The sequence below is a fragment of the Pseudomonas sp. GW822-FHT03F04 genome (genome assembly GCF_058801405.1).
The window spans coordinates 582,360-594,370 of the sequence record NZ_JBXANF010000003.1; the positions used below are offsets into that span (position 1 = coordinate 582,360).

Genomic DNA, 12,011 nt, shown 5'->3' on the forward strand with positions numbered 1-12,011 from the left:
AAGGCGCCTTGCTCAGGGCGCCCCTTCAATACTTCAAAGCATAGCAACGGCCTCAGGGTTTGCTGGCGCTCGAGGCTTGCGTTCGTCCGCTTTCCCAACCGCCGCCCAGGGCGAGGAACAAATCGATCTGGCTCATGGCAACCTGGGTGTTGGCGGCGGCCAGTTGCGCGGTGACATCGGTGTAGGTGCGGGTGGCTTGCAGGTCGGCGAGGAACGACTCGCGGCCCGCCTGGAAGAAGCGGTGAGTCTGGTCAGCGGCCAGCTTCGCCGACTGCTCGGCATCAGCCAGCGCATCGCGGCGTTGCAACAGCGCGGTGTACTGGGCCAGACCGGTCTGGGTTTCGCGAATGGCGTTCAGCACCACACCGTCGAAATGCGCCAGTGCGCCCTGGGTCGAGGCTTCGGCTTCACGAATCCGCGCCCGGGCACCGTTGGTCGGCACCTTCCAGCTCAGCGACGGGCCGAAGCCCCAGCGGTTGGTCGACGGGTCGCCGAGGTCGGAGACAATGCCGACGGTGCCAATGGTCGCGCCAATGCTGATGTCCGGGTACAGCTCGCCGGTGGCAATGCCGATCCCGGCAGTCGCGGCCGCCAGTCGACGCTCGGCCTGACGGATATCCGGACGGCGCTTGAGCAGTGCAGCGCCGTCACCGACCGGCACCAGTTGGGCGATTTTCGGCAGTTCGGCGCAGGTCGCGGTGCCGGCCGGCAATTGATCGACCGGTTTGGCCAGCAGCATCGACAGGCGGAACAACCCGGCCTGACGCGCGGCCTCATAACGCGGCATGTCGGCGCGCAAGGACTTGAATTGGGTCTGCGAGCGGGTGACCTGGGTTTCGTCCCCGCGCCCGGCGTCGCGCAGACGCTGGATCAGCGTGGTGCTCTGGGATTGCAGGTCAAGGGAATGCTGGGCGATTTCCCGTTCTTCGTTGGCCGCACAAACCTGGGTGTAAGCCCGAACCACGTCGGCCACCAGGGTGATGCGTGCGGTGTCGGCAGCGGCCTGGGTCGCATCGGCGTTGGCTTTCGCCGCTTCGATCCCACGTTGCAGAACGCCCCACAGGTCGAATTGGTACGAGGCGCTGATGCCGATGTCGGCGACGTTGGCCACCGGGACTTTCTCCGGCAGCAGGAACGCCTGACCGGATTCCTGCAAGCGCTGGGCGCCCATCTTCACACCGCCACTCCAGCCACCGGCTGCCTCGGCCTCATCGACCTGGGCGCGGGCCCGCGACAGGTTCGCCGCCGCCACCCGCAGATCGGTATTGGACGCCATGGCCTGCTGCACCAGTTGATCCAGTCGCGGATCGCGATACAACCGCCACCAGTCCGCCGGCACCGGCGACGAGACCACCGGCTTGCCGGCCACCGCCAGATCGCCCTGAAAATCCTTGCGCTGGATGGCCGCGTCACCCGGCAGGTGATAGTCCGGCCCGACCATGGAACAGGCCGACAACATCACGCCCAGCCCGGCGATCATCAGGGCCCTGTTCATTGCTCGGGCTCCTGCTGTTTATCGTCGATGATCGACACCGTGGCGGTACGCCCGGCGATCATGCGGAAGTCATCCGGCACGTCATCGAAGGCAATGCGCACCGGAATCCGCTGCGCCAGGCGCACCCAGCTGAAGGCCGGGTTGACGTTGGGCAACAGGTTGCTGCCGCTCGAGCGGTCACGGTCTTCGATGCCGGCGACGATACTTTCGACATGCCCACGCAAGCGGGCGCGGTCACCAATCACACGGATATCCACCGACTGGCCGACGTGGATGCCGTCGAGTTTGGTCTCTTCGAAATAGCCGTCGATGTGGAACGAATTGCTGTCCACCACCGACAGCACCGGACGCCCGGCCGTTACGAATTCCTGGGTGCGCGGCGCGCGGTCGTTGACGTAACCGTCCACCGGGCTGCGGATCACCGAGCGGTCGAGGTTGAGCTGGGCACTGTCCACTGTCACCAGCGCTTCGGCCAGTGCCGATTGCGCACGGGCGACTTTCGACTGGCTTTCTTCCAGCTGTTCGGCCGGCACCAGATTGCCCAGACCACGATTACGCTTGGCTTCACGCTGGGCCTGGGCGAGGGTTTCTTCGCGGTCGGCAACGGCTGCCTTGGCCTGACGCAACGCCAGTTTGAAACGGTCCTGATCGATGCTGAACAGCACCTGGCCGCGCTTCACCAACTGGTTGTCCTTGACCTCGACCTGCTGGATCAGCCCGGACACATCCGGAGCGATCTGCACGATATCGGCGCGGATGTGGCCGTCACGGGTCCAGGGCGCGAACATGTAATACATCACCATGCGCCAGACCACGACGACGGCGAAAGTCACGATCAGCAAAGTCAGCATCACGCGACCGATAGTCAAAAACGGTTTTTTCATGTCATCAGGTATCGACTGAGTGAGTCCACGCCGTACAGCATCACGGCGTAGAGGGCCACGTTGAACAATGCCCGGTGCCAGACCAGACGGTAGAAATGCAGGCGTGTAAGCACGCCATGTACCAGCACAAACAGCACATACGTGATGCCCATCAGCACCAGCAGGGTCGGCAGGAAAATGCCGCTGATGTCCAGGTCACCGATCATAGGGGCGCTCCTTCGGGCAGCGGTTCTTCGGGTTCGGCGCTGGAAACGAATTCAACGCCGGGCAACAGCGCCAGACGCAAACCGCTCAAGGCGTGCAACAGGTGTAGTCGGGTTTCTTCATCGCCGTGGCCGTTGAGCGCGCGACGGGTGCGGTCCATGGTCATCAGCAGCGGGCTCGGCGCCGGCAAGCGTTCGCCGGCCTTGAGGCAGGCCCGGAAGTAATCGCCGACCTCGGCCACCACTTGCTGCAACAACGCGTTCGGCGCGCCTGTCACGCGCGGGGTGTAGGCCAGCAGATCGAGCAGATTCAGACCCACGCGCACTTCGCGCATGGCGATGCCGGTGTCCTGGCCGGTCAGCGCCAGACGCGGCAGGTGCTGCATCAGGCGGTCGAGCAGTTGCACGCCCAATTGCCGGTGCTCGGCGAGGTTCGCCGGTTCGGTCATGCTGACGATGTCTTTCCAGCTGAAACGGGTCAGGCGCTTGGCCGCCAGTTCGGCACCGAACGGCCGGGCGATCAGCGTCCAGATAAACGCAAACAACAACCCCATCGGGCCCGCCAGGTTGGAGTTCACGAAGGCGAAGAAGTCCGCATCGTAAGCGCCCGAAATGCTGATGAACGACGAGGTGTTCACCAGCGTCAGCAGCATGCCGAGGTAGAACCGTGGCTGAACTGTCAGGGTGCCGACGCAGATGAACGGGATGGCAAATGCCAGCACCAGCATCGGGAAGTCATGCAGGTTTGGCAGCACCAGAAACAGGTACAGACTGGCGAACAGCACCGACATCCCGGTCCAGAAAAAGAACCGGTAAATCTGCGGTGCCGGGTCGTCCATCGAGGCAAAGAAACTGCACGACACCGCCGCCAGAATCACCGCGCTGCCGCCGTCGGTCCAGCCCAGCAGAATCCACAGTGTCGAGGCGACGATGATTGCCAGAATGGTCGAGGCCACCGAATACAACATCAGCCCACGGTCGAGAAAAGGTGTCAGGCGACCGAGCCGCCAGTGACGATAAACCGCGCGCCAGCTGTCCTGGCGTTCACACAGGATCGCGTCCTGCAGACTGCGACAGTCCTGCCACAGATCGATGAATTCGCCGAGGCGGTACAGCGCGTTGGAAAACAGCAACTGTTTGCGATCTTCGAGGGCTTCGGCGCTGGGTTGCAGGGCTTCGAGCTGATCGCGCAGGGCTTGCCAGCGGTCGAGATCGGCATCTTTGTGGCCGAGCCATTCGCGGGTGGCGGTGAGCAGCGGCGCGAATTTTTCCACCAGTTCCGGGGTGCGCCGTTCTAGGGCGTAAAGCGAGTCTTCCAGAGCGTCGATCACCGGCAGCAGGTGGATCATCCGCCCGCGCAGTTCCTTGGTGTTACGCACCGTCTGCGGCCGCGCGCCTTCGTGCGGCAACTGGCCGATCATCAATTCCAGGCTGTTGAAACTGCCGACCATGGCCATGCGCAGGGCGGTGACTTCTTCGGGCTGCACGTCGCGGCTAAGGAATTTTAGGCTGTAGGTCGTCGCATCGGCGAACCACTTGCCCACCGCATCGTTGAACACCGGCGCCAGACGCCGAGGCCAGAACATCGCGCCGACCACCGCCGCCACCGCGATGCCAAGGAAGATCTCTTCGGTACGCGCTTCCGCCACGTCCCAGACCGCCAGCGGGTTATCCACCGTCGGCAAGGCGATCAGCGGCAAGGTGTAGCCCGCGAGCATCAGCGCGTAGTTGTTGGCGGTGCGCAGGTGCAGCGACAGGAACAGCAGAATCCCGGTCCACAACGCAATGACCACCACCAGCACGTACGGGCTCTGGACGAACATCGGCACGAACAGCACCGCCGCCGCAGCGCCGAGAAAGGTCCCGATCGCCCGGTACAACGCCTTGGAACTGGTCGGCCCTAGGAACGGGCTGGAAACGATGTACACCGTGGCCATCGCCCAGTAAGGACGCGGCATCTGCATCAGCAAGGCGATGTACAACGCGATCATCGAGGCTGCAAACGTACGGATCCCGTAGAACCAGTCCCGGGCCGGAGGAATGCCGGAAAAAAAGCCGTTCACGGATAGATCACCGCTGGCGGACTGGCCGCCTCAAAAGCTCTCAGTACACGAAGCGTAGCCTCCAGATCACTCCGGTCGATGCCTTCGAGCACCTCATTGCGCAGACGCACCAGCTCGACTTCCACCGCTTGCACCAGCTCGCGACCGGTGTCGGTCAGGCTCAGGCATTTGGCCCGGCGATCCTGCGGGTCTTCAGTGCGGCAGACGTAGCCGGCGTGGCACAACTGATCGAGCAGCCGCACCAGCGAAGGGCTCTCGATCCCCGCCGCCTGCGCCACCTGCACCTGATGCACGCTCTCCCCCAGACGCCCGATCATCAAGAGCGGGACGGCGCAGGCTTCGGAAATTCCATAGTTGACCAGCGTGGTCTGGCAGATCTTCCGCCAATGCCTGGCGGCCACCACCATGGCGCTGCTGATGTTCATCTGGAGGGCGTCGAGGGTATTCGGCACGAGGGAATGCACACACTGTTAGTTTGCTAACTATCAATATGGCATTTGAGGGGAAATTCAGTCAAGTTTTGAAACAAATTGCCCCGTTGGTCGTTAGAGCGATCAGGTGGTTCCTAATTAGGAACTTACAATGTATATACCTTTTCAGTACGAACCCCCTTTCGAAGGAGTTGAGCATGTCAAAACAAGCCGTTTTCACAATGAAGCTGGAGCCGGAGTTGCGTGAGCAATTCATGGCCGAAGCTGAAGCAACGCATCGCCCTGCCTCGCAAATCGTAAGAGAAATGATGCGGCACTTCGTCCAGACTCAACGTGAGGCTCGCGAGTACGAGGCGTTTCTGCAGCGGAAGGTAGATATCGCACGAGCCTCTATACGCGACGGGGATGGCTTGTCGAATGAAGAAGTAGAAGCAGAATTCGCCGCAAGGCGCAGGCGGGCAGACAATCAAGAATGAGGATTATCTGGACGAAAACCGCCAAAAAGGATCGTGAAAAAATTTGGGATTATCTTCACTCCGTAAACGCAAAAGCCGCTGTAGATATGGATAACCGCTTCAGCGAAGCGGTTTCCCGAATTTCTCAGAATCCGGAAATTGGCCCAGTCGGTATCATTGCCGGCACGCGAGAAGTCATTCCACACCAAAGCTATCGGCTCGTTTATCAATTGGAACACGATGCAGCCTGGATTCTGGCACTGGTCCATACCGCTCGATTATGGCCGTTACCACGGTGACTGCTACCCCGCCCGCCCCTTCCTCAACATCACATCCAACTGATCCACCACCTCCGCCCAATCCGCATCATCGAGAATCTCGTCCCGCAGGAAATCCGCCTGGCTCTTGGTCCAGAAAAACGCGTCGCACAGGTGCAGTTCGGGCTTGAGCGGGGAATGGGTGGCGATGAACTGGTCGATGCTGACCGGGTCGTTGGGCAGTCCGAGTTGTTTGAACAGGGATGGGAGGCTGTGCGTCGGATTTTCCATTGTTCTACTCCTTCGAAGATTCAGTGGATGCAAACATTTCGCGAGCAAGCCACATTGCCACAGATTCATTGCAGAACCTGTGGGAGCGGGCCTGCTCGCGATTGGCGTCAGCGCAGACGCTAACAAAAACCTACTGACTCAACTCCCGCACCTGGGCATGGGGCACCATTTTCAGGAACTCGGGCATGCTCATGTGCAGCAGGTTGTTGTGGTTGCCGGCCTCCAGGTAAATGTCTTTTTGCCGGGTCACCAACGGGTCGATGACCATGTCCAGCCCGTAGGAGTCGCCCAACGGCGGCACTGCGCCACGTTCGCAGTCGTCGAACAGGTGCGCCAGGGTGCTTTCGCGGGTGATCTGCCACTCGCCGCTGGTGCGCACTTTGCTCAGGTCCAGATGGCGGCTGGCGGGCAGCACGGCCATCAGGTAATGCCCGTGGTGGTCGTCGAGGATCACCGATTTGGCCACCCTGTCCGCCGGAATCCCCGAAACCCGCGCCGTTTCAAGGCTGCTGCTCGAGTGCGGATGGGAGAGGACGTCATATTCGCATTGCGCCCGGGTCAGGCTGCTTTGCACTTTTCTTGCCATACGCATGATGCACCTCGGTGCCCGCCGACGCTGCGCGGCGGGCGGTGATGAACATTGTTCCTGTCCTTGAAAGTCTAGTCGGGCACGCTGCGAGTGAAGGGAATTCCGCCCACTGGCGGCACGAGCAATTTGATCAAAATTCATCCAGCTCCAGGCTCAACTAGACTGTAAAGAGAACCCCTGACTCTCCCGGAGGGTCACGTGAACACCCGTCGCTGTGCGTTTGTCCTGTTGATGCTGCTGAGCGGATCGGCCCTGGCTGTGGACACCCCGCTGCACGCTGTCGACCCCATCGGCCTGTGGCTGATCACCTTGGGCATCGCGTTCCTGATCGCCGAAGCCGCGCTGCCCAACTACGGCGTGATCGGCCTGGGCGGCATCGTCATGTTCGTGATCGGCGCGCTGATCCTGGGCAACGCCGAACTGCCGGTGCCGATGATGATCGGCCTCGGGCTGGTCAGCGCCCTGCTGTTGATTGCGCTACTGATCCGCGCTTTGAAGACTCGACCGCGCCATCCGGTCAGCGGCGACGCGGGCCTGCTTGGCAGCGTAACGGCCGTGACGGTCGTGCAGCCGCAGGACGCTCGCAACGGCTGGGTGCAATTACAGGGAGAACGCTGGCAAGTTTTGAGTGCCACACCGCTGCACACCGGGCAACCGGTGCGGGTGGTCGGGCGCAAGGGCTTGTTGCTGCAAGTGGCCGCGGCTGACGCGGCACCGCTCGGAGAGTGATCATGGGTCTGCAAATCGGTTTTGTCGCGCTGCTGCTGTTGCTCATTGCCCTGGCCGGCTCGACGTTCCGCATCCTGCGTGAATACGAACGTGGCGTGGTGTTCCAGCTCGGGCGCTTCTGGCAGGTCAAGGGACCGGGGCTGATCCTGTTGATTCCGGTTGTGCAGCAAATGGTCCGGGTGGATCTGCGCACCATTGTTCTCGACGTGCCGCCGCAGGATGTGATCACCCGCGACAACGTTTCGGTGAAGGTCAACGCGGTGCTGTACTTCCGCGTGCTCGACCCGCAGAAAGCGATCATCCAGGTCGAGGACTTCCTCATGGCCACCAGCCAACTGGCCCAGACCACCCTGCGTGCAGTGCTCGGCAAACATGAACTGGACGAACTGCTGGCCGAACGCGAACGCCTGAACATCGACATCCAGCAAGTGCTCGACGCCCAGACCGACGCCTGGGGTATCAAGGTCGCCAATGTCGAGATCAAACACGTCGACCTCAACGAATCGATGGTCCGCGCCATCGCCAAACAGGCCGAAGCCGAACGGGAACGGCGAGCCAAGGTGATCCACGCCGAAGGTGAATTGCAGGCCTCTGAAAAACTCATGCAGGCCGCCGAAATGCTCGGGCGCCAGCCAGGCGCCATGCAGTTGCGTTACATGCAGACCCTGAGTTCGATTGCCGGCGACAAGAGCTCGACCATCGTCTTTCCGTTGCCGATCGAGTTGCTCAAGGGGATGGCGGATCTGTCGGCGAAATCGTGAGCGCGCGCAGGCGTTCAAGCGCTTCGTAGGGCGCCCGGGCACAACGTTCCACTTGCGTCTGCAACAGCGTGGAAGCTTCACGGCGTTTGCTTTCGCCATCGGCGACAAACGCCTGTGACGGCTGTTTCGCATGTTGCGCGGAGCCTGCCATGGCGCGTTCACATTGCGCGGCATTCAGCTGGAAAAACCCCGCCAAACGTCCCGTTATCGCCTCGGGCAACTCGCTGTAATTGACCGTCAGCCCGCCGAAATCAGCGCAGTGCAAGCGCCCCGCCTCCAGCAGACGTCCCAGCCTCCGGGCGATGAAATCCTCACGCCCTTCGAATGGCAAGTTGTCGTCCAGCACGCACTCGCCGAGCATGCCGGGCACCATGTGCATGCCCGGGCGACGCAGATGCGAAACAGCGATTTCCAGCGGATCGCGGTAGACGAACAACCAAGGCGTATCGGGGAAGCATTCGTGAAGCAGAGGCCATTCACCGATGTTCCAGGCGTCGAGCTTGATCACCAGCCGTTGCTCCACACCGCGCCGGCGCTGACCGTAGGCCGAGAGCAACCCGGCGATGGCCGCACGGCGTTCGACGGCCGGCAGATCACTGCGCAGCAAGGCATCGAGGGCGGGCGGTTCCGAGATCACGATGTGATCGTCGAGGCGGGCGAGCATCTGGCTGATCAGCGTCGATCCGCAACGCGAGGCGTGCAGGATGAAGGCGCTCGGCGCCAGGCCAGAACTGAGCGCCTGCCAATCCGTGAGTGCCAATAAGGGTGTTTGCCGGCGAAACGCCTGATTGAACGGCAGCCGCAGCGCTTCTTCCACCGCATCGCGAAAAAATGGCTGATGCAGCGGCGTATCGCCAAACAAGCACCAGTCCACCTGCCATTGGCTGGCGTCTTTCCAGATGCGAATCGGTAGCCAGCCGTCGAAATTCAGGCTCGCCATTGTTCGTTCCATGACCGGCGCCCCTTGCGCATCGCCGCCTCCAGCTCTTCCCGGGAGAATGACAAGCCGCGCTCGGCGGCCAATGCCAGTGTCTGGCTGATGAACACCTCGGGGTCGTGCAATGCCTGCAAGGTCGCCGACAACGAAGGATCCACGGCCAGCAGACGATGAAACCGCTGCAACGACGAGTCTTCGGCATCAGGCTGCGGCGTGTTCGGTAAACCCTCGGCAATCATCTGCTCCAGCCAGACGCCGGGACGGCAATCGAGTACCAGATGAATGCGCGCCGTACTGTCGCGATTGTCGACCCGATGCGGCCGCGCAAGGTCGAGAAACCAGCACTCGCCCGCCGACATCGGCATGCGCAGACCGTCGAGCCAGAAGTCCACGGCAGGTGGGCTGAGCAGCGGAATATGCAATCGGAAATCCGCGTCAGGTCCTTCGAGGTCGTAGTCGCGATGCTCGTGAATCTGACCACCCGGCCCCAGCCGTAGCAGCCGGGCACTGACGATATCCAGCGGCAGATCACGCAACGCCTGCTGCCAGCGGCGGTCCTTCAGCCAAGGCACACGCTGTACAGGTTCGGCGGTTCCTGGGGACAGTTCAGTCAGCGCATCGGCAGCGGAAATCAGCGCCACGCCGCTCCAGTCACCCGCGAAATAGGCCGTGTTGAAATGACCGCGCCAGGCATCGTTTTCAATTGCCGCCAGTGCCTGCAACAACAGCGGCAGATCCACCGCCACCGGTAGCCGCGAAAACGCCGGCCGGTTCATGTCCTGGGCAACACCGCGGATTCGCCGAGCCAGGTCAGCAACCGGTCAAGGCAAGCCTCGACCGTCAGCGTTCCGGTATCAAGTACCAGCGAAGCCTGAGCCGGCGGCTCGTAAGGTGCCGACACACCGGTGAAGCCAGCCAGTTCACCACGTCGCGCCCGGGCGTAATGCCCTTTTGGATCACGCTGTTCGCACACCGCCAGCGCGGCACTGCACCAGACTTCGCGATAGTCATCGCCCAGACGTCGGGCGAACACTTCACGCAACTCCACCAGTGGCGCGATCATCGCCAGAATCACGATCTGCCCGTTCTCCACCAGCAACGCCGCCAGTTCACTGGCCCGACGGATGTTTTCCAGTCGGTCGGCATCGGTGAATCCCAGATCGCGGTTGAGCCCGACGCGCAAACCATCGCCGTCGAGCACAACGCTTTGCAAACCACGGCTGAACAACTCGGCATGCAGCGCCTGAGCCAGGGTCGATTTGCCCGCCGCCGGCAAACCGGTCAGCAACATGGCCGTGCCGCGATGGCCATTGCGGGCCTCGCGCTGTGCACGGCTGATGCTGGCGGTCGGCGCCAGCACATCACTTCGCGGAGGCATGGGCCACCGGCACCGAGATATCCCCCGACGCCCACGCCGCTTCGCGGTTGGCCAGCGCCGTGGCGATCGACTGCACTTCGGTCGACTGCACCTGATCCGGCAACGGATCGAGCCCGGCACTGGCGAAGATCTGGCCATAGGCATTGCGCAGATCGGCGTAGGACAGGTCGCGACGCAAGTCCGCTTGCAGGTTGTTCAGTTCGCCCTGGATAAGGTCCAGCTCACCGATGCCCGCCGCCTGATGACGGTTGCGCAGCTGACCGACGATTTGCCCGTCGATGTCCGACAGCTGCTGGTTGGTCTTGAACTGACGCAGCGCCTCCTGATAGTTGGCGTTGGCCACGTACAACTGCGCCAGCACCGCAATCGACATCGCCTGGCGACGTGCGGTGGCGACCTCTTCGCCGGCCTTGGCCACGTCGATGGCCGCCGGAGCGGAGATCACGTTGAACAGGTTCCAGGTCACTTTCACGCCATAGTCGGCCCAGCGGTCGTTCACCAGGAACGAGTTGCTGTCGTAGTGCCCGCCGGCGGAAAACTCCAGGCCCGGCAGCATGCGCAACATCGCCTTGCGGGTTTCGGCGGCGCTGATTCGGGTCTGGTAATCCTGCTCACGCAGTTCCGGACGGCTGGTCAGGGCTTCCTGTTCCAGTTTGGCGATATCGACCTTGAGTTCCGGGATCTGATAACCGTCGTCGGTGGCCAGCGTCAGGTTGGTGCCCATCGGCAGGTTGATCAGGGTCGCCAGTTCGGTTTTCGCCAGCGACAGCGCACGGCGCTGCTCTTCCAGCTGTCGGGTGGCTTCGATCAGCGAACGTTGATAACCGAGGGACTGCACCGGATCGCCGATACGCTGCTCGCTCATGCTTTCGCTGTTGCGCCGGGCAGCGTCGACCCGCGCCATCAGGCTGTCGATCTGCTTGAGCAGACGTTCGGCCGCCATCGCCCGCCAATAGGCCGAGCGCACATCCTGAACAATGGTGTTGATCACCTTGCGCCGACGTTCCTGAACGATCAGACGCTGGTCGCCCTGTTGTTTGGCGTTGATGTAGCTGACACCGAAATCGAGAACGTTCCAGACCATGGTCAGGTCCGCGACGTTGCGGTCGCGGTCCTGGGAGGTCGACGGTTCCAGAGACTGGGTGCCGGTGCGTACGCTCTGGCTGCTGGAAGCGCTGACGTTGTTGCGCCCGACGTAGCCGGCGTCCAGCGCCATGCGCGGCAGCATGTCGAAACTGGCGAGGTCGAGCTGCCGTTTGGCCAGCGCTTCCTCCATGATTTTCAAACGCCCTTCAAGGTTGTACTTCACGGCACGGGCCATGGCCTGATGCAGGGTCAGCGGACCGCGCAGCGGTTCCTGGCCCTTGTACATGGTTTGCAGGTCGGCTCGGGCCCGTTGCTCACTGACACTGCGTTCGATCGGTTCACTGGTGACTGCACATCCGCTGATCGCCAGCGCCAGCAGGCTGGCGCCGAACAACTTCTGACTTTTCTTCATCCCTGGATCGCCCCTAGGTCCCGCACATATTGAGTTGTTG

The 12,011-nt window shown here is 62.1% G+C and carries 15 protein-coding genes; 4 read left to right on the forward strand and 11 right to left on the reverse strand.

What is annotated here, in order from left to right:
- Nucleotides 1-52 precede the first annotated feature (52 nt).
- From AC1RMX_RS09275 to AC1RMX_RS09295, 5 genes are read right to left on the reverse strand one after another with little or no spacing between them, the layout of a single operon-like run.
- Nucleotides 53-1,495, reverse strand: a complete 1,443-nt coding sequence (locus tag AC1RMX_RS09275) for an efflux transporter outer membrane subunit (protein WP_096821846.1) — start codon at nt 1,493-1,495, stop codon at nt 53-55.
- On the reverse strand, nt 1,492-2,379 hold the full coding sequence (locus tag AC1RMX_RS09280) for an efflux RND transporter periplasmic adaptor subunit (protein WP_096821845.1): 888 nt from the start codon (nt 2,377-2,379) through the stop codon (nt 1,492-1,494). The genes AC1RMX_RS09275 and AC1RMX_RS09280 overlap by 4 nt, the downstream gene beginning before the upstream one ends.
- Nucleotides 2,376-2,585, reverse strand: a complete 210-nt coding sequence (locus AC1RMX_RS09285; RefSeq protein WP_007957657.1) for a DUF1656 domain-containing protein — start codon at nt 2,583-2,585, stop codon at nt 2,376-2,378. The genes AC1RMX_RS09280 and AC1RMX_RS09285 overlap by 4 nt, the downstream gene beginning before the upstream one ends.
- The gene (locus AC1RMX_RS09290) at nt 2,582-4,645 is read right to left on the reverse strand and encodes an FUSC family protein (protein ID WP_493071564.1); all 2,064 of its coding nucleotides are present in this window, start codon (nt 4,643-4,645) and stop codon (nt 2,582-2,584) included. The genes AC1RMX_RS09285 and AC1RMX_RS09290 overlap by 4 nt, the downstream gene beginning before the upstream one ends.
- A complete protein-coding gene (locus AC1RMX_RS09295; protein WP_176504882.1) occupies nt 4,642-5,070 on the reverse strand; it encodes a MarR family transcriptional regulator in 429 nt (142 codons plus the stop codon). Before AC1RMX_RS09295 ends, AC1RMX_RS09290 begins: the two co-directional genes overlap by 4 nt.
- Before the next feature lie 203 nt (nt 5,071-5,273).
- Between AC1RMX_RS09295 and AC1RMX_RS09300 the strand changes: the two genes are divergently transcribed.
- The gene (locus AC1RMX_RS09300; protein WP_096821982.1) at nt 5,274-5,552 is read left to right on the forward strand and encodes an antitoxin of toxin-antitoxin stability system; all 279 of its coding nucleotides are present in this window, start codon (nt 5,274-5,276) and stop codon (nt 5,550-5,552) included.
- A complete protein-coding gene (locus AC1RMX_RS09305; protein WP_493071567.1) occupies nt 5,549-5,830 on the forward strand; it encodes a type II toxin-antitoxin system RelE/ParE family toxin in 282 nt (93 codons plus the stop codon). The genes AC1RMX_RS09300 and AC1RMX_RS09305 overlap by 4 nt, the downstream gene beginning before the upstream one ends.
- Before the next feature lie 3 nt (nt 5,831-5,833).
- On the opposite strand, the gene AC1RMX_RS09310 is transcribed toward AC1RMX_RS09305, so the two are convergent.
- Nucleotides 5,834-6,079 carry a DUF2789 domain-containing protein gene (locus AC1RMX_RS09310; RefSeq protein WP_085712632.1) on the reverse strand — a complete coding sequence of 82 codons (246 nt, stop codon included), beginning with the start codon at nt 6,077-6,079 and terminating at the stop codon, nt 5,834-5,836.
- A gap of 130 nt (nt 6,080-6,209) precedes the next feature.
- Nucleotides 6,210-6,671 carry an aminoacyl-tRNA deacylase gene (locus tag AC1RMX_RS09315; protein WP_096821840.1) on the reverse strand — a complete coding sequence of 154 codons (462 nt, stop codon included), beginning with the start codon at nt 6,669-6,671 and terminating at the stop codon, nt 6,210-6,212.
- 195 nt (nt 6,672-6,866) lie between these two features.
- On the opposite strand from AC1RMX_RS09315, the gene AC1RMX_RS09320 reads away from it, so the two are divergent.
- Both AC1RMX_RS09320 and AC1RMX_RS09325 read left to right on the forward strand, forming a co-directional pair.
- Nucleotides 6,867-7,397 carry an NfeD family protein gene (locus AC1RMX_RS09320; RefSeq protein WP_096821839.1) on the forward strand — a complete coding sequence of 177 codons (531 nt, stop codon included), beginning with the start codon at nt 6,867-6,869 and terminating at the stop codon, nt 7,395-7,397.
- A gap of 2 nt (nt 7,398-7,399) precedes the next feature.
- Nucleotides 7,400-8,158, forward strand: coding sequence for a slipin family protein (locus AC1RMX_RS09325; protein WP_007957673.1), 759 nt, complete (start codon nt 7,400-7,402; stop codon nt 8,156-8,158).
- Here the strand turns inward: AC1RMX_RS09325 and AC1RMX_RS09330 are convergent.
- From AC1RMX_RS09330 to AC1RMX_RS09345, 4 genes are read right to left on the reverse strand one after another with little or no spacing between them, the layout of a single operon-like run.
- The gene (locus AC1RMX_RS09330) at nt 8,124-9,098 is read right to left on the reverse strand and encodes a sulfotransferase family protein (RefSeq protein WP_493071627.1); all 975 of its coding nucleotides are present in this window, start codon (nt 9,096-9,098) and stop codon (nt 8,124-8,126) included. The two genes, AC1RMX_RS09325 and AC1RMX_RS09330, sit on opposite strands and share 35 nt — an antisense overlap.
- On the reverse strand, nt 9,086-9,871 hold the full coding sequence (locus AC1RMX_RS09335) for an aspartyl/asparaginyl beta-hydroxylase domain-containing protein (protein WP_493071571.1): 786 nt from the start codon (nt 9,869-9,871) through the stop codon (nt 9,086-9,088). The genes AC1RMX_RS09330 and AC1RMX_RS09335 overlap by 13 nt, the downstream gene beginning before the upstream one ends.
- Nucleotides 9,868-10,473 carry an adenylyl-sulfate kinase gene (gene cysC / locus AC1RMX_RS09340; protein WP_493071573.1) on the reverse strand — a complete coding sequence of 202 codons (606 nt, stop codon included), beginning with the start codon at nt 10,471-10,473 and terminating at the stop codon, nt 9,868-9,870. Before cysC ends, AC1RMX_RS09335 begins: the two co-directional genes overlap by 4 nt.
- Nucleotides 10,457-11,971 (reverse strand): TolC family protein, encoded by a 1,515-nt coding sequence (locus tag AC1RMX_RS09345; RefSeq protein WP_457381759.1) that lies wholly within the window; start codon nt 11,969-11,971, stop codon nt 10,457-10,459. The genes cysC and AC1RMX_RS09345 overlap by 17 nt, the downstream gene beginning before the upstream one ends.
- Nucleotides 11,972-12,011 lie beyond the last annotated feature (40 nt).

Bases quoted from the DNA above. Each gene is read 5' to 3' on its own strand.
- AC1RMX_RS09275 (WP_096821846.1), bottom strand. From the start codon at position 1,495: ATGAACAGGGCCCTGATGATCGCCGGGCTGGGCGTGATGTTGTCGGCC.
- AC1RMX_RS09280 (WP_096821845.1), bottom strand. From the start codon at position 2,379: ATGAAAAAACCGTTTTTGACTATCGGTCGCGTGATGCTGACTTTGCTG.
- AC1RMX_RS09285 (WP_007957657.1), bottom strand. From the start codon at position 2,585: ATGATCGGTGACCTGGACATCAGCGGCATTTTCCTGCCGACCCTGCTG.
- AC1RMX_RS09295 (WP_176504882.1), bottom strand. From the start codon at position 5,070: ATGAACATCAGCAGCGCCATGGTGGTGGCCGCCAGGCATTGGCGGAAG.
- AC1RMX_RS09300 (WP_096821982.1), top strand. From the start codon at position 5,274: ATGTCAAAACAAGCCGTTTTCACAATGAAGCTGGAGCCGGAGTTGCGT.
- AC1RMX_RS09305 (WP_493071567.1), top strand. From the start codon at position 5,549: ATGAGGATTATCTGGACGAAAACCGCCAAAAAGGATCGTGAAAAAATT.
- AC1RMX_RS09310 (WP_085712632.1), bottom strand. From the start codon at position 6,079: ATGGAAAATCCGACGCACAGCCTCCCATCCCTGTTCAAACAACTCGGA.
- AC1RMX_RS09315 (WP_096821840.1), bottom strand. From the start codon at position 6,671: ATGCGTATGGCAAGAAAAGTGCAAAGCAGCCTGACCCGGGCGCAATGC.
- AC1RMX_RS09325 (WP_007957673.1), top strand. From the start codon at position 7,400: ATGGGTCTGCAAATCGGTTTTGTCGCGCTGCTGCTGTTGCTCATTGCC.
- AC1RMX_RS09330 (WP_493071627.1), bottom strand. From the start codon at position 9,098: ATGGCGAGCCTGAATTTCGACGGCTGGCTACCGATTCGCATCTGGAAA.
- AC1RMX_RS09335 (WP_493071571.1), bottom strand. From the start codon at position 9,871: ATGAACCGGCCGGCGTTTTCGCGGCTACCGGTGGCGGTGGATCTGCCG.
- cysC (WP_493071573.1), bottom strand. From the start codon at position 10,473: ATGCCTCCGCGAAGTGATGTGCTGGCGCCGACCGCCAGCATCAGCCGT.
- AC1RMX_RS09345 (WP_457381759.1), bottom strand. From the start codon at position 11,971: ATGAAGAAAAGTCAGAAGTTGTTCGGCGCCAGCCTGCTGGCGCTGGCG.